Raw genomic sequence first — 21,953 nt, forward strand, 5'->3', positions numbered from 1 at the left:
TCTTTTTTTAGTTCCTAGTTTTCGCTTACGAATTTCATTCCTTATCTACTGTTTCAACTTTATCTACCTTCTCTTGCTTTTCTACTTTGTCTGCTTTATCTTGTTTCTCTGCTTCGGCTGCCTTTTTTTGCTTCTCAACTTTGTCTAGCTTTTCTTGCTCTACTACTTTAGCTGCCTTTTCTTGCTTCTCTATTTCTGCTTCGGCTTCGGCTTTTTCTGCCTCGTCTTCCTCATTCTGCTCCATCAATTTTTCATACTCTTCCACTTCTCTATCTACTTCTTCTAACAGATATTGTTTCTCTTCGCCTGTAAGCGTAAGATCAGCTTGGAGTTCTTCACGTCTTTTAAGTAATCCAAAAGTGATGAGTTCACCATCTTCCATTGACCTAGCCAAATCAACCGCATTCGCGGCTTCCCCCCGGCCAAGATAAATCCAATACTTCAAGTAGTCCGAATCTGTTTGCAATGTGATATTCGACAGCACATTTCTTTTTTGTTCTTCATCCAATTTTTCGTTTGTCACGAACGAATGAGCCAGTTCATACAGCATCACATAAGGCATCGACTTTATGCTGTACGGGCTTAGTACGGTGACAACCTGACTATAATTTCGCTGCAAAAAGTATTCATGGCTATCAATGTACGCTTCGTTTTTCGGCTTTTCGTGTATGAAATAAATAAATGCAAATAGTAGTGCTGGAATAAGTAGCACGCTAAGACCGATAGATAACCATTTAGTCATTTTCCACTTTTTACGCGGTAATTTCACAAAGCTTTGTTCTTTGATATCCAAACTTTCAAGTTGTTGCTCAATATAGTCGAGTAACGCTCGGCTATCCTGAATGGACATCACTTTCGCACTTGTCTCATTAAGCTCCAGGACCTCGTTATACTTTAAATATTCTTCATATGTGAATGAGCCATCTACTGCCGCAGCTACTGCCGCCCTTGTTTCCAGCCAGACGCGCTCTGCATCATTCCTAAATGGCGGCAAACTCTCCATCACCCCGTAATAGATGAAAACAGGGGCCATGCCTTTGCTATACACTATATTTTCGGGACAAACGATAAGATTTAGACGGGGATACGGATGAGCATCAACCTTTTCTACAAGCTGATGCGCAAACATCCATCTTGACTTAGCATCTTCCGTTTGAATTTCATCAAACTGTTTCAACGAACTTGGAATGTCTGCTTGTATGATTAACTCGTCATCTGTTATGACAATTTCTTTTCTGATTTCAGGATTGACTTCTTTTAAAAAGACAATCTCAGTACTTCTTTTAAATCCGAAACGTTCTTTTTGAAAGATGAATGTTCTTTTGTTCTCTTCTTCATTGATCTCTACACCTATCAAATCTTTTAAATATGTATGTACATGAGTCGGCATCTTTTTTTCTCCTTCAAATGATTTCAATACGGTCACCTGTCCTAATCCCACAATGTGCCAGTGTCAAATGCCCTGGAAATAGCTTGTCTTTATTAACTACCCGTATCCAGTGACCTTCACGCGGATTTATTGAAATAGAATTTGCCTGCCAAGCAATGTCTATCATTTTTTTCATAGTATAGTAATCGGACAATCTAAGATCGATTATATCGCCCTCGTAATTTGAAAGATCTACAGTAATTTCGATATACATAATTTCCACCTCAATGAAGGAAAAGCGCCTTCCTTTTAGGGAATGACGCTCCACTATTTTCAACTTCTGAATCTGAACAATTAGCCGCGAATTTGACCAGCGATTTGCTGATCCGCGTCTTGTAATGCTTGTCCTGCACGGCTTAACTGTACGCCGACTTCACTTAATAATTCACGCATTTCGTTAAAACTTGGCTTAAGGCGCTCATATTGCTCCGCAAACGCTGCACTAGAAGCCCCTTCCCACATGGATTGCAATTCACCAATCATTCCGTCCAAACGGCCGATTTGTGAAGCAACCTCCCCTGATTCATGATTGTAGCGTGATGCCATTGCATCCAGTTCTGCTGGTGTTACGCGAATAATTCCTGACATTCCAAACATCTCCCTTTTCCTTGAATTTTAGTGCATGTATAAAATAACTGTATGGATAACAACAATTTCTCATCGCAATACAGAAACTTCTGAATTTAGACTCCCGTTTTTTTGCGGCATCACCTCCTTTCCGTTTCGATGAGCGATTATGGTGCAAGAATCATCGATGTAGTCTCTACTGTTTCCCTAATCCGATAAGTGATTGTGATTGGTTGAGTCGCAAGGTCATTGTAAATCGTGTTATATTCCCGGGTCGCGCCCGTCACATAGTATTTTTGGAAGTTGCAGACATTTACTTGTTCAATCGCGCGTTCATTGACTTCAGCTATTATTTTTTCAACAATCGTGCCTTTTGCATGCTGTAATTCCGCATCAACCAACCGATTCAATCGAAGCGCCAATTCTTCCATTTCGCCCAGCAGACCATTCACATATACACCACTGGGCTGCATGTCTTCGTTTGGTAAAAAACAATAATCCATATTGATTTGTCCCAATTTCAACTCCCCCTCCATTAGCGAAGCTCAAACATCACCGTAAGTTGCTGATCTTCAGAAAAAAGTTGAATAATTGCATCCTTCATTTGACTGAATAACAGCTTCCCTTTTTCTATATCGGCTGCGTAGAAACTTTGAATTCCATCCATCACATTTGTAATTTGCGACGGCATGGGCGGAATGTGTTCTTGAACAGAAATACCGATCATCTCGCGATCACCACCGCCAAGCAAATAACTGTATGAATGAGGATTCGTTTCCATATAGCCTATTTGAGTTAGTAAGTCTTTTCGTCTGGACTCGTAAGGTTGTTCAAACTTCTCGATATAAGCACGTTGTATACGCTGGATGACATGGCTCTTTTCTTCGTAGTTATCCAATCCCATCCAATACAACCGGGTCGCAGAAGATACATTCACCTCGATAATGGAAGCTCTCCCTCCTGCGGAATAAATGAGGTCATTCCCTACATAGCGCCGATTCGGTTGGGAAAGCCCGTTGATAAGAGCCTCTAATGCATGCGCATCGAATGATCCTAATACATCTGCTAGAAGGTCCTTCCCTGATTCCCATAAAAGATGAAAGTCAGATACGATACCATCCAATTGTTGAATCGCATACTTAATTCCCTTGAAGCTATCATTGAACCCTTTTATTGTCGTGATATCAAATGTCGAAATTGCAAGCAACACATTCGCCACCTTCTCCGCACGCTCCTGTATGCTTCTCAAATAATCGGAAATCCGTTGTCCCTCTTCCCCCGACATTGCATCGGCAATCACTATAAGCGTCGGAAGCTGCTTGATCAACGTTAGCAGCCGTTCTTGAATAACAGGAATTTGGTTAACAATTCCCTTGAAAGCCGCATGCCGATTCTTTGCCGCCTTGAATGGATTGGAGATTGTAAATTTCGCAATGTTTTTCAGGCTTAAAGCCCCTTCACTTTCGGGATCTCCAGTCAGCAAGACATTAACATTTTGAAGGAAGTTATTATCGATGCCCGTTGCAAAGTAGAATAACCCATCCATACCCGCCTCCTCATAGTAAGGTGCCGCTGTCGCTACGTACTTTTGCAATGATTGCAACTGCTTATCCGGAATTCTACTGATTACATCGTGAAGTCCTGTTATGTTAGGGTCCGTATCGACTACTTGTTCATTTCCAAAACGTATAAATCCTCTGGTAAGATGTAAGGGATAGAGCGCATCTTCTTCAGACGTAATATGTTCGATGTGTTTGCCCTTTGATTTGTAGTAGTTTAATGCGAAAGTACGGAGTTGATTTGGCTCGAGTTTGTAAAGTTCAGAAACCTTCTGGATTTGTTGTCCGAACTTTTTTCGAATTCCATTAAAAAAGTCCGCGTCATTTGCAGCAAGTTGATAGACGGTCGGCGCTGCATCATTTAATGCATAGACTCCGTCAAAATCTGCCCCCAATAAATGCAGCATTTGAATGTGGTTACCACCTAGTGAATGCCCAATGCCAATTTTTCTAAGTTCAGGAATTCTCATATCGTTTCCACTCGTATTTCCCGTTTTAATTACTTTATTTATTTCTTCACTTGCCCATTTCTCGAAATCCTTCGCATCTTGTAATTGATCATTTACTTCCCCAGTGAAAATACCTAACCCATTGTATATCCAGTCGAGCGGTTGCCTGTCTCCCTCTCCACCACTCTCTGCGTGCTCAGAGCCACGAGGTATCATATAACTTTGATTTATGCCCTTCTCTGAATCGTAGAAATGAATGACCGTCCCATCGAAACCGCTATCTCTTCCCTCTCTTTTGAAATCATTGGATTTATATAAAGTAATCGCGCTTGGTGGTTCTGCACCTGTTTCTTCAATATAAATGCGTCGTATATCCTCAATTGAAATTGAAGTGAATTTCCCATCATCTATAGTTCCATATTCTAATTTTGCAATTCGCGCTTTAAGAATAGCGGAGTCGAGTACGTCTAGTTGTTCGTCATTTAATTTATTCATCTGGTCCTCCCCTCTAGCAAGACTTGGATAGTGAATACACGATCAGCTTTTATCCTCAAATTTTACTGATTTGACCAGTTCCCAAAAATGTTCTTCAATACTTTTTGTATCTGCATTACAATTTGTGGTCCAATCACTGCAATGGTGATTGAATAATATCCCCAATGCTTTATCACTGTTTTTATCTTTTATGAAGCCTATATGTGAATAGACAGGGATTTTTTCTTCTCCTTCTTCTCCAACCTCAGAAGTTCTTTTGCCAAAGTAATAAATATTATTCTCATCTTCACTTTTACTATATTCACCCTCAAATTTAGAGAAGTCAGACAAATGTTCTAAGCCCATCTCTTCAGAATCAGGTCGGTCCTCAAATTGACCGTAAACGCCATAGGATAAATTTTCTTCGTTATCTAGCCACGCATATAAAAATCGTTCCCAGTGCTTTTCTCTTTTCTCATAGAAGACAGAATCCAATGTTGCATCTGTCGGAATCCACATCGTATATGCCTCTGTCCATGGCTTAAAGGCATAATGCCCATCCGCAACTTCGTCAGTTGAAATGAGGAAAGAACGTGTATATTCATCTTGAGCTGCAATTGTATCTGGAAGTACCGTTTTTGTTTCCTCATTATCGCCCGATTTCTCCATGCCTGTGCAGCCCCCTATCAATATCGAAAAAACTATCAAGATTGTCATTTGTAATCGTTTCAACTTGTAGTCTCCTTCCAATAGAACCATTCGCCTCTTAGTTGGTGGCATGTGTTTTTCATGATGGAATTCAATCTTGATAGAATACGGCTTAGTATAAGAAATCTTATAACTTCGGAGTACGCCGCTTAGATTATCCAGCCAATTTTACTAAGTCTTTATCGCTAGCCGACGAATATGTTACTCGATTGATTTTTACTGACTCTTTTATTTGCTAAAAATTCATTTCAATTAATTCCCATAGGTTTCCATTATATTAATAAATAACACTTGGATAAGCCGCTGTCAAAGAACACCAATTTTCAGCAAATTAGACTCAGCCCTTTAAGCCCACTTAACTATTTAAAATCTATTTTCCGGAGTAATAATTGGTTGATATCAATCTAGTTAAGTAGTTATTATTTAATAGATAATCAAGATTTCTACTCCTAATCTATTACTTTAGATTCATTTTAAGTTTTTGAAAATTAAAATAATATCTCGATATAAAGATGCTTGAAATGAAGGGATGTATTTGATTTGGAAATTGACTGAGGTTTTTTATTCTTGGGGCATAGCGGAATTGAGTATATCTAGATGTTCGTCATTCGATTTATTCATCTTGTCCCCCCTCGACTAATACTTGAAAAGTTAATTTATTACCTATTTTACTCCACAAAAATTACTGACTTAACTAGTTTCCAAAAATGATCTTCTATACGTTTTGTATCTGCGTTACAATTCGTTGTCCAATCGCTGCAATTCCGTTCACATATTATTCCAACCGATTTATCACTTTCTTTATGTTTAATAAAACCTATATGAGCGTATACAGATATACTGTTTTCTCCAACTTCAAAAATATCATTTGCATAGTAATAAATATTATCGCCTTCTTCGAAACGTTCGTAGTTTCCTTCATATTTTGCGTAGAAGGATAGGTGATCCAAACCTATTTTTTCAGAATCAGGTCGTTCTTCAAAAAGGCCATACAATAGGTAGGTAATGTTTTCTTCCTCTTCTTCCCATGCATATAAGAATCGTTCAAAATGTTTTTCCTTTTTTTCATAAAATGTAGAATCCAATGTTGCATCCGTCGGAATCCACATCGAATATGCTTCTGTCCACGGTTTAAATGCATAATGCCCTGCTGCAACTTCATCTGTTGAAACGAGGAAAGAACGTGTATATTCATCTTGTGCTGCAATTGTATTTGGAAGTTCCGTCATTGCTTCCTCATTATCGCCCGGTTTCTCCATGCCTGTGCAGCCCACTATCAAAATCGTAAAAACTATCAAGACTGTCATTTGTAATCGTTTCAACTCGTAGTCTCCTTCCAATGGAACACTTCGTTTCTAAGTTGGTTTGTATGTATTTTTCATGATGGGAATACAATATTCCTGAAATGCAAATTTGCAAAATAAATCTAATAACTCCTGAGTATACCGTTTAGATTACTCATGCTAGTTAATTCATGATTTACCTTAATCCTCAAATTTTACTGATTTGACCAATCCCCAAAAATGATCTTTAATGCTTTTTGTATCTGCATTACAATTTGTAGTCCAATCACTACAATGATGATCAAATACTATCCCCAATGCTTTATCACTGTTTTTATGTTTGATAAAGCCTATATGTGAATAGACCGGAATTTTCACTTCTCTTTCTAGTCCAGCCTCATAAATTCTTTCACCATAATAATAGATATTTTTTTCATCTTCGCTTTTACTATATTCCCCCTCAAACTTAGAGAAGTCAGACAAGTGTTCTAATCCTATCTCTTCAGAATCTGGTCGGTCTTCAAACTGAGCAAACAAGCCGTAGGAAAGATTTTCTTCGTTATCTAGCCATGCATATGAAAATCGTTCCCAGTGTTTTTCTCGCTTTTCATAAAACCCTTGGGATAGTTTAGCATCCACAGATATCCACATCGTATATGCCTCTGTCCATGGCTTAAAAGCATAATGCCCTTCCGCAACTTCGTCAGTTGAAACGAGGAAAGAGCGTGTGTATTCATCTTGTGCTGCAATTGTATCTGGAAGCACCGTTGTTGTTTCCTCATTATCGCTCGATTTCTCCATGCCTGTGCAGCCCACTATCAAAACCGAAAAAACTATCAAGATTGTCATTTGTAATCGTTTCAATTCGTAGTCTCCTTCCAATGGAACCCTTCGTTTTTTAGTAGGTTTGTATGAGGTTTTCATCATGGAATTTAATCTTGCCAGAACTAAAAAATCCAAAATACAAGGGAGTACTCAGCTTAGATTAACCAGTCAATTCGACTAAATCTTTATCGCTATATAAAGTTAATCTTCAATCAGAGGGAGGGTTCTTCATCCACCGAATATGAGACTTGAGGGATTTTCTCTACCTCCTCATTCTTTCAAAATTTCATTTGGATTCATACTTTCCAGCGTATTATCCTTTGTTCCTATACCTCTTCTTTTATCAATCAAGTTATCATTCAAAATAATTGTATATGCACCTCTAGGTATACCTTCCAGCTCATTAATATCTGAAACGATTTTATCAAAGACCGCCTGATCGGGTTCCGTGTCAGATTCTTTCATAAATAATTCTATGAGAATCAACATTTGATCGGGCTTGAAATCAGCTTTACTCAAATTCTTTTTTATTTCTTCTTTACTAATTTCCGGGTTTTCTAAATACATATCATATATCCCTTGAAATTCGTTACCGAGCTTGCTTGTTCTGTACACTGAACTTGAGAATCCAGACCCTCCGACTTTTTCTATTGCCTCTATTGGTATTCCGACAACAGGGTATTTTTGAAGTATACTATCCAAGTATTCATCTAGCGTTGCAAATTCTTGTTCATAAATCATTGCATATAATGCGCCTTGAATCGCATTTTCAACTTGCCCTTCTTCGGACCAGACTTCATCAGTTTCCACGGTTTCACTATCCACATCGATTGGTATAATTGCATACGTATAAAAATGGGGTTCACCTACCGACTCCACAAATATGGTTGCACCATCGACTGCCCCGATGATGTTATGGACAATCACTTCTGTTTTATAGGTGCTTAAGAAATACTTTTGGACCGCTTCTTCGATTTCTCCCCGGTGTTCTTCAGCCAGTTTTCCTGTTTCTGGTCTGCTGTCGCGCAATTTATAACCTTCACCGGTGTAGTCCTGCACACGTACGAAGTTCTCTATTTCGTACGCATTTCTCTTGTTTTCAGTCGACGGTTTCTTAACCTCAATTTTTTCATTGTTGGTTAAATTATCCATACCTGTACATCCTCCTACTAGTAATGAGGAGCTCAATGTTAGTGCCAGTATGTTTTTATAGCCAATATTCAATGAATACACCTCAAATGTCTATAGTAGATTGTTGTCCCTCTTCTATATAAAAAGCGCTATCAATGATTTACATGAATTTTCCATAAGACTAATACATACCACTAGGATAACCAACTGTCAAATAAAGACAATATACAATGATATAAGCTTAGATCATTTAACCCACACAAAATATGCCATTCCATTTAAACGAGTAACAATTGTCTGCTATTAGTAAATTCCATTCTAGTAAGCTATTACTTATACAGTAAGATACCTTGTTGATTACCCCGTAACCATTACTTTAGGTTTATTTCCCTGATTTCAAAGAATTGGAAAACACCTTGATATGAAGGGATTTATGTGGTTAGTAGATAATTGGATTTCTGTTTGTTGGAGGTTTTTCGTTGGTTGGACAGTTCTCGTGAATGGTTGGACACTTTCAGCGGTTGGTTGTAGGCTTTTCTAGCTTCGTTGGACACTTCGAGGGTTTCGTTGGACACTCCACTGTTCGTTGGACAGTTCTCATGAATGGTTGGACGCTTTCAGCGGTTGGTTGTAGGCTTTTCTAGCTTCGTTGGACACTTCGAGGGTTTCGTTGGACACTCCATTGTTCGTTGGACAGTTCTCGTGAATGGTTGGACACTTTCAGCGATTGGTTGTAGGCTTTTCTAGCTTCGTTGGACACTTCGAGGACTTCGTTGGACACTCCACTGTTCGTTGGACAGTTCTCGAGAATGGTTGGAAACTTTCTTGAGTTCGTTGGACACTTCCAGGCGATTCCCCGAAGACCCTAGATTTTAATTGCCCGAGACTACTAATACCCATAAAACCATGACAAAAAAAGACGCCTTCCACCTGATCATTTACGGTGATCAAGTAGAAGGCGTCTTCAATCAATTTTGGGTTAAGTACTTTAAACATAACGAGCGTACGAACTGTAACCCGTAAATATCCATACTCAAGCAATCCACTAACGAATTCGTAGCTGTCAAATTAGTATTATTTCCCTAGCGCCTAACCTCTTCAGACGTCACAACATATGCATTCTCACTCTCAACGCCAGTGGCGGATACGGAAGTAATTCCATATGTGTATTGTTTGTTGCGGTTTGCTGTCTTATCTAAAAATACGGTATTTCCTTTTGTATTATAGACAACGTCTACTATGCTATGAGGATTTTCATAGGACCCTACTTGATTTCCTTCAAAACGGTAGATCACATATTTTCTTGGTTGTGTAGTCGTTTGATCCTGGATGACTAACTTCATTCCAGCTATATCCTTGTTAGCTTGTACCCATGTTGGTTCTGCAGGAATGGCCGCGTTGCTCCAAGAAGTTGCTGGAGTTAAAGCAGTATAATTATAAAGTTGTTGCTTCAGGATTGTTGCATAACCAAGCTGATTTTTTTGGATGCTCTTTAAAGAAAAGTGCATTTGCCCCGTAGCTATTTGGTTTGTCCTGTTAGCAATTACTTGGTTGGGTAACTCCATTTTATTTTTCCATGCTTTATCGGCGTCAACGCCAACTTTATAATCAGCTAGACCAATATATAGATTAACAGGATGTTTGTCAGCATAGGTGTCTACTTCATTACTCCACCAATCCAATAGAGTTGAATACTTAGCTACTGACAGCGTTTTAGACCAGTAGATTTGTGGCGTAATATAATCAATGCTGCCGTCTTTAATCCATTGTCTTGTGTCTGCATATAAGTCATCATAATTTGTTACACCAGCTCGCGTACTGCTGCCAGTAGGATCCATTGATTGATTGCGCCACACTCCAAATGGAGAAATCCCAAATTGCACATGCGGTTTAGTTGTTTTAATTGATGAATAAACCTTTTTGACAAGTTGGTTGACATTATCTCGACGCCAATCGGCTATTTTTTTGAAAGAAGATCCATATTTCTTAAATGCAGCTTGATCGGGAAATGTTTCATTTTTAATTTTATAAGGATAAAAATAATCATCCATATGAACAGCATCAATATCATATTTAGCTACTAATTCTTTGACTGTAGCTATTAAATAATTTTGTACTTCAGGAAGTCCAGGATTCAAATAATATTGCTTACCATATTTAACTACCCATCCAGGATTTGTGCGGGCTACATTACTAGGCGCAAGACTTGCCAATGTTTGGCCAGGCATTGTAACTCGGTAAGGGTTGACCCATGCATGTAGCTCCATACCACGCTTGTGCGCTTCATTAATCATTATTAATAAAGGATCGTAACCAGGGCTTTTCCCTTGTTTACCCCCTGTTATATAGGATGACCACGGCGCCAATTTTGAAGGATATAACGCATCATTTGTTGGTTTTACTTGATAAATAACTGCATTGAATTTATTAGCTTTCAAGTGATCCAATGTTTTCTGTACCCAAGCAGTATATTGAGCTGCATTCATGCCAGGTTTCATATCCACATTTTGAACGGTTGCAATCCAAGCTGCACGCATCTCGTTTTTAGGGGGAGTCACGCTTGCTCCTTTAACCTGTAACGGTAGGAGTGAAATAAGTAAAACGAGTGTTATAGCCGCTGATAATGTAGCTTTAAATAGATGTTTTTTCATTATAAATAACTTCCTTCCTTACCCTATGTAATGGTTTTTCTAGTATTTCGAGTAGTTGTCCATCTTTTTGACTTCTTTATTTCCATTTCCCCCTGTATCCTTATCCTATTCTAATTGTATCCAATTATAGGTAAATATGAAAGGAGTAATTCCCCCACTTAAAGTATCCACAAGAACTTCCGTATTTTATTTACTCAAAGAAAGGAACTGACGAGATGGAACAATGGTTGAGTTTTATATATGAAATCGGTTTTCCGATATTTGTATCATTCTTTCTTTTGCACCAGCTCGAAAAGAAGCTTGTGGCAATTCATGATGCACTTCTTGCGTTGAAAGTAGAGTGAATTTCAAGAAATACGGGGGAATCGTTTACTCGGTTTCATAACAGCCCCTTTATTAATTTCCTAACCACTTTCGTTACTCGGTCACTATCCCATCTACAAAGATCGATGCCAAATAATATGGCCCCTCAATCATGAAATCAATTGAAGGGCTTTTTGGTATTTATATTTACAGTTATGGTGAAATTATTTCACTGAGAAGTAGTCCAATATTTTTCTATCTCCCCGCAAAAAAGTGCACGACATAAAGGAAATCAATTCATAGATATAGGGGATCGTGCAAAAGGAGATTAGACAAATACGTAGATGTCTAATCTCCTTTTGCTTGTTTAACTACCTACGTAAGGAGTGATTATAACAAGTCACTGGATTATATATAAAAGGAAAAATTCAGCCCAAGAACAAATTTCTAAGTTCTCTTTTTCACTTTATGCAATTGCAGGAATTCCACCAATTAATGTTCCAAACCACTAATATAGCATCAAGATGCAATTTGCATATCAGCTGGACCAACCTGATTCCATATAAATTCCACCCATTCAGGGTGATCAATATCTGTTAGCGATCCAATATCAGCAGTTACCGTTACCAAAAAACTAGTTGTAACAGAATTGGTCCCGTCTGAAGCTGTCACTCCTATGATATGGCCGCCTTCAGAGAGTGTTAGATTTAATGAATCTCCTTCAATTGTACCCAGAGTAGATACAAATACCAGCTCATCATTCTCAGGGTCAGAGTAGTAGTCAGTCAATACAAGAGTAATTGATTCTCCACTTTTAACTGTTTGGTTCGGAATAGCATTCTTGACAACCGGCACATTGTTTCCAGCAGGCAAAAAAGGAACCTCTATGGGTTCCCCTTTCGCATTTGTGAATATAATGTTTTCCTGACTTGCACCGTTGATAAATTTAATGTCTTGAATGTTTTCAGCGTCTCTAACTTCTTTTACGTTCGCTCCATCAATGATGACTTCTTTTACATGAGTACCCTTGAAATCAATAATCGCTCCAGACTCAACCGGCTTAAGTGTTACTGCTGTGCTTGCAAATCCTACACCATGGAATTCTGCATAAGCACCTGTGAACACAATACCATCGATAATAACTGACTTGTCGTCGAGTGTAACAGAAACGCTCGGCTTACCAATTGTTAATTTTTTCGTTTTAAGATTTTTAATGTTGTATATTTTTTCTGCAACGATTGGAATAATAACATCCTTACCTGCAACGTCAATTTGCACAAGAACTGGATCGTGATCGCTTGCACGTCCTGCCATATCAGTGAAATCCGCGTTGATATGGAGGATATCTATTTCTGTTTTATCAACTAAATTATTGGTAACTAGAATGTGATCCAATACTTGTGAGTTACCTCCAAACACGTATGAGTAACGATCAGCCGTGTTCACTTTGTTAATCATATTTGTCATATTGTCACCCTCATGAATCTTTAGGGTCTCAGAGAATTGGAAGTCGTTAAAATCACCAAGAGATACTATGTTCGCCTTCGGATTTTGTGTTTTTACATCCTTCACAAAATCATTTACGATGTTTGCTATTTTATGGCGTTGTACTTCACTACCGTAGACCGGTGGTTGTTTTTGTCCAAATAATGGAGTATCTCCATTTTTTGAATTCCAATGGTTGGCAATGACGATAACACTTTCCCCTTTGAAATCGAACTGCGCTGCTAAAGGCTTACGGCTACTGTTAAATGCGGCATTTGCCGGATCAATACGGCCAGGATTTACTGTTAACTTACCATCTTTGTACCCGACTGCCGTTGTTGCATCCCCCTCGGGATTACCTTTCGTTAACGTTACTCGCGCTGGATTGTAGAGGAATCCAACGCGAATATTCGCATTTGGTGCGCCGCCATCTTGATTGTTAACGGGGTCGATATTTGCGTATTCATAGTTTACGCCGCCTGCTTTTTTAATCTCGGCAATCAGTCTCCCATAACTTTCGGACGCGTCTGAGTTTCCCGCATCTTGACCATTATTGTCTTGTACTTCTGTTACACCAACAACATCAGGACTTTGCATGTCTGTAGCAATAGCTCTTGCCAATTTTTCAGCTTTGTCATCGGTTGTAGATTTTTTATTATTTGAGAAGTTCTCCAAGTTGTAAGAACCAATCGTTAACTTGTCATCTGCTTTTACAATGGTTGTTTCCTCTGGCTTCGCATTTCCTTTTGAATGCTTCGCTTTCATTTCATCCAACGAAGCATAAATTTTGTAGTTTTGGTATGAGTAGCCGACTACACCTACAATTGGCCCTTTGAATTTGTCACCAGTCGCAACTTCAAAGCTACGTGCCGTACCATTTGGCTCTAAGCGAAATTGGATGCGGTCCGCATTTTGGTTATTTTCTTCTAATAGGAGTCCACCGTGTAAGGAGTTCGTTTTCTTGCTTTCAAGAACGGTTACAAGGTCCCCATTATCTTGTGGTGCTACGGCTTTTACATCGCCAACTTGTACACGCATACCTTCTAAGCTTTCCCAGAAATCAAGTGCATCTACGTCCGGGTTGAATACTGCTAAATTATCGCTATCAATATGCTCTGTTGGCAAGTTATTTTTGTCAATGATGATTGGTGCCGGTAATTCTACATTTTTCTTCACAACTTTTACTTTTCCGCTTTGATCGTCTCGGACATTAATTTGCGTTGTTTTCATGTCAGTTGTTTGTCGATCATCATAGCCATCGATTGCATATTCGCTAACTTTTCCGCTTACGGCTACTAAATCTCCCACCTGGATTGGCCAAGCACTTTTACCACTGTAAAGGAGAATCGCTTCTGATGTATTCGGATTATTATCCGCTAATGCGTCCGGTGTTTGGATAGTATAATATGTTGAACCGCTTAACTCGAAAGAATAGGTAACAATTCCTTCTATACCTTCTACTGTTTTATTTTCAAATGTGGACGTATGTCCCTCACCTTGGATATCATGAATTTGAAGACTATCCGTAATTGTATAGTCAAATGTTTTCACTTCACTAGTAGTTCCATCTTCAGCTTTTACAACTGCTTTAATCGTTGTATTTTCTTTGATTTCAATTGGCGTACCATATTCAGTACCATCAACGATTGGATCTTTACCATCAACTGTGTACAGAATTTGTGCATTCGCCGTACTAGTTGATAATGTTACAGTCGTCCCTCCGACAAACGTTCCACTCCCTGGATTCGCAGTAACAGGTTGCATAATTGAACTATCTACAACAATGTCTTGCTGTGAGCGTGGAATGATTTGATAAGCCGTACCAAATTGCTGGACGATTCCTGCAATCGATTCGTAGTTACTTCCTACAATTAACCCTAATGTACTATTCTCATCACGGACAATAAATTCCGTTGTCCCGTCAGTCGCTGTAAAGTTATTATTCGCATCTACCGCAGTTAATGTGACTTTATTCGCTTGAACTAGAAGTGATTCATGTGCTTCATTTACTTCTGCTCCAGTGACAACTTTAGGTGTTGGTGCTCCAACGTTTTCGACTTTCTCAACGATTGTAGCTGCATCCAATTGAAGAAGGCCATTGTAATCTGCTAATGAACCTTTCAGTGTCACTTCATCTCCAACTGTTGCTGCCAAACTCGCAGGTCGTACTGCGATACCGCCAGTTGCATCTTGAACTGACATTGTATTTTTTAAGTTTGCTGCCACTACGGCTTTGATTGTAACTGTTTCGCCAATTTTTGAAGCACGGGCTTCTGAGATTGAAATAATTCCTGTTGGTTCTTCAGGTTCTCCACCTGTTGCGAACTTCATTTCTGTCGGAGACTTTAAACCAGCTAAACCATTGTATGTTTCTAGGTTTCCTGTAATAATTAGCTCCTTACCAATATTGCTAGGATTAGAGTTTAAACCAAATTCAGCTCTAAATGCCGCTGAAAGTTGAACTGAAATTACTTTACCACTATCAGATTCATCAATACCATCTGCTAAGACAAGATTAAAATCATCTTTAAACTTACTAGGATCATTTGTTATCGATTTACTTCCAGTGGTATATCCTACAACATATCCTTTAACCGTTGCTTTTCCTGTATTATTCGCAATTGCATCTGACACATTTATTACTTCAGCTGCTTTAGCTGTTTGGGTAGTCATCGGAGTAATCAGGCTAAGTAGTAATAGGAATATTAAACCTATATTCATTACTTTCCGCTTATTTTTCTTCATAATTCCGCTCCCGTCATTTCTAAAGTTTTTCATGGAAATACTCCCAGCCGAAACTGGAAGATTCTTTACTAGATTTAAAAATTCGTTTCTCCATCGACAGTAATACCATCAAGGTCAAAGTTTTTCCCATCAACCCCTGAAACATCCAAATTTCCTTCAACGGTAATGTTTGCAAATGACACATCTCCCGTTGGAATACCTGTAAGGATCAAGTTTCCTTTGACAACTGCATTTTTAAGGGAAGCTACGTCTGTAATGAATACTTTCACATCCCCTTTGTACACTTTTGGCGCATTAACTGTACCAGAGAAATCCTCGCCTGCAACATCTCCACCAGGAAGTTCAGTACCCGGTTCTTCGACAACACCGGCTAGATCTACAATACGACCTTCAATGACAGTTGGAATTGTTTTTAGTGATACTAAATGTTCTCTTAAGTTTTCCCAATCTGAAAGTCCAAGATCCGTTACACGGCCTGCTTCATAAGCTTTTTTAAGAACATCATAGCCGTCTCCACCTTTAGCAGTAAATGCATTTGTTGCTACTGTGTACATCTCAGAATCTAGGATTTCAGTATACGTACCATCTGCATTTTTATAGGCAATTGAAACGATACGCTCTCCAGTAGGTTTCGAAGAATCGAATTCTACTTTCGCACCAGCTATGTGTAAAAACCCACCGCTTTCTTTTGGATACTCTTTAAAACTAATTTCAAATGTATCTTTTAGTTCGGAACCTGTTAGATCCATTGTCGCTAATGTGTTACCAAATGGAAGTACTGTGATTACTTCACCTACTGTGATTGGACCTGCTCCAATACCAGCGCGAATTCCACCACCATTTTGGAATGCCATAATTACTTTTTTGTCTTTTGCATAGTCTTGCGCTTTTGCTAGCATGCCATCTGTAATTAAGTTCCCTAGAATCGTTTCACTAGCTCGTACACTTGTGCCTGGCACATAATCTTTATCAGTTATTCTAGGACTTACTAGTGCACTATCAAGTGTTACTCCAATTTCCTTTTCATTTACAGCTGCGATTTGATCCTTATAAGGTTTTAAGAGCTTAACTGCTTCAGCATCTTCTGCTTTACCAGCAGTGGCAATTAACTCACCTGCATGTCCGATTACGACACCATTTTTATCAAATTCAACATCTAACGTCCCAAGGTAATCTGAATACTGATACGCTTGTACAATAATTGTTTTATCTTTCGCTTTCCCATTTCCATCTTTGTCTACAACTACAGGTTTGTCTAATTGCGTATGACTATGTCCACCTACAATTACGTCAATCCCAGCTACATGAGCAGCTAGTTCTTGGTCATTGTCCATAGCGGCATTATCATCAAAACCAATATGTGTAAGTGCAACGATTTTATTTACGCCCATTGCTTCAAATTCAGCAACCATTTTTTTCGCATCTGCAATATAGTTTGAGAATGTAATTTTCCCTGGACTTGCAATGTCTGCCGTTTCAGCAGTTGTAAGTCCAAAGATACCAACTTTTTCACCGTTTATTTCTTTTACAATTCCCGTATAGATATTGCTTTTTTTAGGTGTTGTTGAGATTTTCGTATTGAACAATCCATCAAATAATGGATCTTTCGAGAAATCTACGTTCGATGATACAAACGGGAAGTTTGCTGCATTAATGAAGTCGACCAATGCTTGATGACCTTCCGCTGATGAACCAAGGTCAAACTCATGGTTACCAAATGTCATAGCGTCGACCTTCATTAAATTCATAAATGCTAAGTCTGCTTGGCCTAGAAATTCATTAAAATATAAAGTACCGGAGAAAACATCCCCTGCATTTAATAACAATGCATCCGGCTTAACTGTACGTACTTCTTTCACTGCTGTAACAAGCCTTGGTGCTTTGTCAGTATTAGCATGTATATCATTTATGTGCATCAAAGAAAGGTTAAACGCTTTTTCTCCACCGCCAATTGGCGGATTCGGGCTTGTGTTTCCACCATTAGAAGTACCACCGCTATTGGATCCATCAAAATTCACAATAACATCTTTTAACGTTATTCCCTCTGGCAGGTCAAAACTAGCAACTTTTGTTCTATTTCCTAATGTAATTGTCGTACCTTTAAGTTTAACAATAACTTTTTCGATTTCCCCTACTGTTAAGAGCTTCAAGTTAATCTTAAATTCGACGACAACATTTTTGATAGTGGCTGTTCCATCAATCGATAATGCATTAGGCGTGTCCACTGAAAGGCTTCCAACTAACGCATCAAGCGTAACGTTCGTCGCACCTTTTTCGACAGTCACTTTTGGCAATGTAATTCCCTTATCAGCTTTTAAATGAACGTTCGATAAAAGGGTGAATCCTTGTACTGTTGAATTTCCTTTTACTTCAATGATTATTTTTTTGCTCTTAGACAATTCAACAGATTGGATGATAGCGTTCGTGAATACAACACTTGGTTCTTTCTTTCCTACAGCAGCTGCTCCGAACACTTTTCCATCTCTCTTAAGTGAGGTATTATCAGTAATACTTACTTTCCCTAAAACCGTCATTTCATTCGCTTTAAAACTATTTTCTACCTCTGCCCCTATCTCCAAATCTCCTGCAATCGTTAAGTTTTTCAATGAAACATAATCACCATTCACACGTACTGTTCCTGCAAATTTAGATCTTTGTCCATCTAGTACAACATCGTTTGTTTCATTGCCATTCGCTGTAAGTTCAATTGAAGCCATTTCAATGATTACGCCATTTTTAGTTGTATAGTCTAACACTGCTCCTGAAAGAGCTGTCGAATTGGAAGCATTTAAAACTTTCTTCATGTCCGCGGACAACGCATATGTTCCAGTCGATAGCACAACTGACTCATTTGTTACGCTAACCAGTTTTCCCGTATTTTTGACTGTGGAGTCATTTTGATCAACATGGGAAGCCGTTTCACTTCGAACGATTAAAGAAGCCATTTGCCCTCTTGTAACGAAAGCATTCGGTTCAAATGTAGTTGGTGTGGTGCCAGTTGTAATTTCATTTGTGATCAAAGCTTGGACATAATCTGCAAACCAGTGTTCAACTTTTACATCTTTAAATGGGCTATTCGTAAGCTTGGCTTCTTCTAGATTAAATCCGATACTTATCATCTTGGCTATGTGCGCACGTGTCAGTGACCCACCAGGCTTAAATGTCTTATCGTCATACCCTTTTACTATGCCTGCTTCAACAAGGGCAGCAATTGATCCATAATGCGGGTCAGTCACTTTCAAATCTTTGAATCCCGGGTTTTTCACGTTTTTTGTGTCTAATCCAATTGTTTGCGCTAAAACGCTTGCGATTTGTCCCCGAGTTACTGACTGATTAGGTTTAAAAGTACCATCGGCAAAACCTTTTACTATACCTCTAGAAGCCAGACTTCTAACACTGTCATAGAAATGATGACTTTCAATATCCTTTACATCAGAAAACGTGGGAATTTTTACCTCATCAGCTTTTATATATAATGGTGCACCTACTGCAAGTGTTCCAGTTGCTACCGCTACAGCTAATGACGCCCCGAATATTTTTTGATATGAATTGGTATGCTTCTTCATTTACTGACCTCCTTTAATCATGTGTAATTTAGGGATTGAGTTAATCCTTAAATTAAGGTTACCATTTTAAATCCCTTTAAATGTTAAGTGATTATTAACATTGGGGTGTATTGTTATTTCATTGTAAAAAGTGTTAAATTTATCACATGTGTTGATTAACCAAAAATAACCAGCAAATAACTGAATCAATACTAGGCGCTTCGTGTACAGTATGATTGGAATTGCTTTGGAATTAAACGACCTCTATCCGATTACCGAGATGTCTTGATGTGTAGGGATGCTTATGGTTCTTATTCATCCCTCGAGCTCCAAATTCACACGTACACAAAGCGCTAAAGCTTTTCGGGACGAAAGAATAGTGGGGCGATTTTTTCAAGCCTTTTTTACCTGCTCTTTATGCAAGAAGATGGTTAGTCAACAGACGTGTAAATTTATTGAGATTACTGTCGAGCTGTCCATTTTATTTGAATTCCTCAATCCTCTCCTTTTCATAAATTTCATCGTATATGACATAATGTCAATAGTTTATCTCTATCTCACATATACCCATTACAAGCATACAATTCTATTAGTATTATATTAATTTAATTATTATGACATATTAATGGATTTTCGACATAATAATAAGTTCTAGTAGGTCACATCCTATAAATTTACATAGTATTTTAGGTGATTATGTATAATGGTGTAGAAAAGTTTCTCTATATTTCAAGCGAGTAATGGGTCATAAACAGTATTTAGACAAATCTCAGAAAGTAACACATGTAAGTGACAATTATTTAATTCAAAACCTGCAACATGAAAGAATCACCTAAATGAACGCAAAAAAAATCAGACATTCGCCAATATGTCTGATTTTCATTGTATGTTTATGAAATTGAAGTGCATTTTCAGAACAGCGTCGCGCACAGTGAAATTTGTTTACCGTACAAGTTTATGTTCTTGGATAAAACCTTTTAAAATATCGCTTAAATTCGGACTACCCACTTCATCTAAATCATAGTGTACACGTGTACAAGGTTTATTGATCGAAATAATTCGCGTTAAATCCATCGGTGTTCCAATGATCACTGCATCACAGTCAGCATTATTGATGGTTTCTTCAAGATCTTTCAATTGTTGTTCGCCGTAGCCCATCGCTGGGAGAACGTTTTGAATATGTTGATATTTGTTGAACGTTTCTGCTATTGTACCAACTGCAAATGGACGTGCATCAATGATTTCCTTCGCACCTAAACGTTCGGCCGCAACTGTTCCCGCACCAATTTTCATCTCTCCGTGTGTCAATGTCGGGCCATCTTCAACGACTAATACACGTTTACCGATAATAAGTTCTGGGTGATCGACTGTAATCTTTGATTCAGCTTTAATAATGCTACTTTTAGGACTTACGAGTTTAATATTATTTTCCACGATTTGAATGGATTCTGCTGTTGCGCTATCAACTTTATTAATAATGGCAACATCGGCTGTTCTCAAACTAACTTCGCCAGGATAGTATTTCAACTCATGACCCGGGCGATGTGGATCCAAGACAGTAACGGCTAAATCAGGCTTAAAGAACGAGAAATCATTATTTCCCCCGTCCCATAAAATAACGTCACAACCAGCTGGATCATTTTCAGCTGCTGCTAAAATATCTGCATAATCTACGCCAGCATAAACGATATTTCCACGTTCCACATGTGGTTCATACTCTTCCATTTCTTCGATCGTACAATTATGTTTCTTTAAGTCCTCCACTGTTGCAAAGCGCTGAACACGCTGTGCATTTAAATCGCCATAAGGCATAGGATGTCTAACTGCAATGACTTTTAAATCATGCTCAAGTAACGTTTCAATAATTTTTCGTGACGTTTGACTTTTCCCGGTTCCAGTTCGTACAGCGCAAACAGAAATGACAGGTTTATTACTTTTTAACTGCGTGCCTTTTGGTCCTAGCAGTGTGAAGTTAGCACCCGCTGCATTCACAATCGCACCTATGCCCATTACATATTCATAACTTACGTCACTATATGCAAACACGCATTCGTCAACTTCCAACTCTTCAATTAACGCTGGCAATTGGTCTTCTGAATAAATCGAGATACCTTCTGGATATAGTTCACCAGCTAATTCACTTGGATATTTACGTCCATCGATATCGGGAATTTGTGTTGCCGTAAAAGCAACAACACGATATGCTTCGTTATTACGATAAAACGTATTAAAATTGTGGAAATCCCTTCCTGCAGCGCCTATAATAATTATATTTTTTCTGTTCATAGCATTCACTCCTATAATTACAATGATTTATCTATAATTATATATCTTTATGCATTTTTATACAATCTAAATTTCAAAACTAGTAAATTAAGTTTTTTGGGTGGTACTTATGGAAATCAATTTTTCCTTCTATAGCTAAACGAATTCACTAAAACGCCTTTTTGGAAAATGAAATCCTTCTTTTCTTCAACAATCGGAGAAAGTAAATTGGCACGTAATTTTTACTGCGTCTACCGCCACCAGTCCATGCAAATGCTCAAGTTTAGTATTCATGCAGATAAAGGTGAGCTATTCGGACAATTAGCCATGTAAGCCCTCCTTATTGCTATTCAATCATCCAAACAGAAAAAATCTTGAATGTCCTTGGCTATTATTCGAGTGTCCTGCGCGAACTCATCGACAAGGCATTATTCAGTGACGCTTTTATGGATTATAATGTGGCAGTTGAGGGGTATACTATCAATAGATAGCAATTAGGAATGGTTTTCTAACCGCCCAGTCAACACTACAAAT

14 protein-coding genes are annotated in these 21,953 nt (G+C 38.4%); 1 reads left to right on the plus strand and 13 read right to left on the minus strand.

From position 1 onward, the window contains the following. Positions 1–34: 34 nt before the first annotated feature. The 10 genes from essB to MKX62_RS03590 form a co-directional block, all read right to left on the minus strand. Positions 35–1,390, minus strand: a complete 1,356-nt coding sequence (gene essB, locus MKX62_RS03545) for a type VII secretion protein EssB (RefSeq protein WP_340740738.1) — start codon at positions 1,388–1,390, stop codon at positions 35–37. A 13-nt stretch (positions 1,391–1,403) separates the two neighbouring features. Further along, complete coding sequence (locus MKX62_RS03550) at positions 1,404–1,643, minus strand: EsaB/YukD family protein (protein ID WP_067212643.1); 240 nt, start codon at positions 1,641–1,643, stop codon at positions 1,404–1,406. Positions 1,644–1,723: 80 nt separating this feature from the next. Next, entirely contained in the window at positions 1,724–2,017 is a 294-nt protein-coding gene (locus tag MKX62_RS03555) for a WXG100 family type VII secretion target (protein WP_067212644.1), read from the minus strand. A gap of 146 nt (positions 2,018–2,163) precedes the next feature. Continuing rightward, on the minus strand, positions 2,164–2,514 hold the full coding sequence (locus MKX62_RS03560; RefSeq protein ID WP_340740739.1) for a hypothetical protein: 351 nt from the start codon (positions 2,512–2,514) through the stop codon (positions 2,164–2,166). A 17-nt stretch (positions 2,515–2,531) separates the two neighbouring features. Continuing rightward, complete coding sequence (locus tag MKX62_RS03565; RefSeq protein WP_340740740.1) at positions 2,532–4,499, minus strand: DUF6792 domain-containing protein; 1,968 nt, start codon at positions 4,497–4,499, stop codon at positions 2,532–2,534. Between the two features lie 42 nt (positions 4,500–4,541). Further along, positions 4,542–5,210 carry a hypothetical protein gene (locus MKX62_RS03570; RefSeq protein WP_156476097.1) on the minus strand — a complete coding sequence of 223 codons (669 nt, stop codon included), beginning with the start codon at positions 5,208–5,210 and terminating at the stop codon, positions 4,542–4,544. Positions 5,211–5,854: 644 nt separating this feature from the next. Further along, on the minus strand, positions 5,855–6,508 hold the full coding sequence (locus MKX62_RS03575) for a hypothetical protein (RefSeq protein WP_340740741.1): 654 nt from the start codon (positions 6,506–6,508) through the stop codon (positions 5,855–5,857). A gap of 162 nt (positions 6,509–6,670) precedes the next feature. Further along, the gene (locus MKX62_RS03580) at positions 6,671–7,333 is read right to left on the minus strand and encodes a hypothetical protein (protein WP_340740742.1); all 663 of its coding nucleotides are present in this window, start codon (positions 7,331–7,333) and stop codon (positions 6,671–6,673) included. A gap of 231 nt (positions 7,334–7,564) precedes the next feature. Beyond that, a complete protein-coding gene (locus MKX62_RS03585) occupies positions 7,565–8,446 on the minus strand; it encodes a DUF1672 family protein (protein WP_340740743.1) in 882 nt (293 codons plus the stop codon). Between the two features lie 1,061 nt (positions 8,447–9,507). Then, positions 9,508–11,076, minus strand: coding sequence for a glycoside hydrolase family 10 protein (locus MKX62_RS03590; protein ID WP_340740744.1), 1,569 nt, complete (start codon positions 11,074–11,076; stop codon positions 9,508–9,510). Between the two features lie 215 nt (positions 11,077–11,291). Here MKX62_RS03590 and MKX62_RS03595 point away from each other — a divergent pair, with 215 nt between their 5' ends. Continuing rightward, on the plus strand, positions 11,292–11,420 hold the full coding sequence (locus MKX62_RS03595) for a YvrJ family protein (RefSeq protein ID WP_340740745.1): 129 nt from the start codon (positions 11,292–11,294) through the stop codon (positions 11,418–11,420). A gap of 478 nt (positions 11,421–11,898) precedes the next feature. On the opposite strand, the gene MKX62_RS03600 is transcribed toward MKX62_RS03595, so the two are convergent. From MKX62_RS03600 to MKX62_RS03610, 3 genes are all read right to left on the minus strand, one after another. Beyond that, positions 11,899–15,642 carry a DUF6359 domain-containing protein gene (locus tag MKX62_RS03600; protein ID WP_340740746.1) on the minus strand — a complete coding sequence of 1,248 codons (3,744 nt, stop codon included), beginning with the start codon at positions 15,640–15,642 and terminating at the stop codon, positions 11,899–11,901. Between the two features lie 41 nt (positions 15,643–15,683). Further along, positions 15,684–19,175 carry an S-layer homology domain-containing protein gene (locus MKX62_RS03605; RefSeq protein WP_340740747.1) on the minus strand — a complete coding sequence of 1,164 codons (3,492 nt, stop codon included), beginning with the start codon at positions 19,173–19,175 and terminating at the stop codon, positions 15,684–15,686. Positions 19,176–20,096: 921 nt separating this feature from the next. Continuing rightward, positions 20,097–21,440 carry a cyclic 2,3-diphosphoglycerate synthase gene (locus MKX62_RS03610; protein WP_340740748.1) on the minus strand — a complete coding sequence of 448 codons (1,344 nt, stop codon included), beginning with the start codon at positions 21,438–21,440 and terminating at the stop codon, positions 20,097–20,099. Between the last annotated feature and the right edge of the window lie 513 nt (positions 21,441–21,953).

It is taken from the genome of Sporosarcina sp. FSL K6-5500, assembly GCF_038005665.1.
GTDB classification, from domain to species: Bacteria; Bacillota; Bacilli; order Bacillales_A; family Planococcaceae; genus Sporosarcina; species Sporosarcina psychrophila.

Excerpts from the sequence above, each read along its gene's own strand:
- MKX62_RS03555 (WP_067212644.1), bottom strand. The coding sequence starts at position 2,017 with ATGTCAGGAATTATTCGCGTAACACCAGCAGAACTGGATGCAATGGCA.
- MKX62_RS03610 (WP_340740748.1), bottom strand. The coding sequence starts at position 21,440 with ATGAACAGAAAAAATATAATTATTATAGGCGCTGCAGGAAGGGATTTC.
- MKX62_RS03605 (WP_340740747.1), bottom strand. The coding sequence starts at position 19,175 with ATGAAGAAGCATACCAATTCATATCAAAAAATATTCGGGGCGTCATTA.
- MKX62_RS03550 (WP_067212643.1), bottom strand. The coding sequence starts at position 1,643 with ATGTATATCGAAATTACTGTAGATCTTTCAAATTACGAGGGCGATATA.
- MKX62_RS03600 (WP_340740746.1), bottom strand. The coding sequence starts at position 15,642 with ATGAAAAACTTTAGAAATGACGGGAGCGGAATTATGAAGAAAAATAAG.
- essB (WP_340740738.1), bottom strand. The coding sequence starts at position 1,390 with ATGCCGACTCATGTACATACATATTTAAAAGATTTGATAGGTGTAGAG.
- MKX62_RS03565 (WP_340740740.1), bottom strand. The coding sequence starts at position 4,499 with ATGAATAAATTAAATGACGAACAACTAGACGTACTCGACTCCGCTATT.
- MKX62_RS03595 (WP_340740745.1), top strand. The coding sequence starts at position 11,292 with ATGGAACAATGGTTGAGTTTTATATATGAAATCGGTTTTCCGATATTT.
- MKX62_RS03590 (WP_340740744.1), bottom strand. The coding sequence starts at position 11,076 with ATGAAAAAACATCTATTTAAAGCTACATTATCAGCGGCTATAACACTC.
- MKX62_RS03585 (WP_340740743.1), bottom strand. The coding sequence starts at position 8,446 with ATGGATAATTTAACCAACAATGAAAAAATTGAGGTTAAGAAACCGTCG.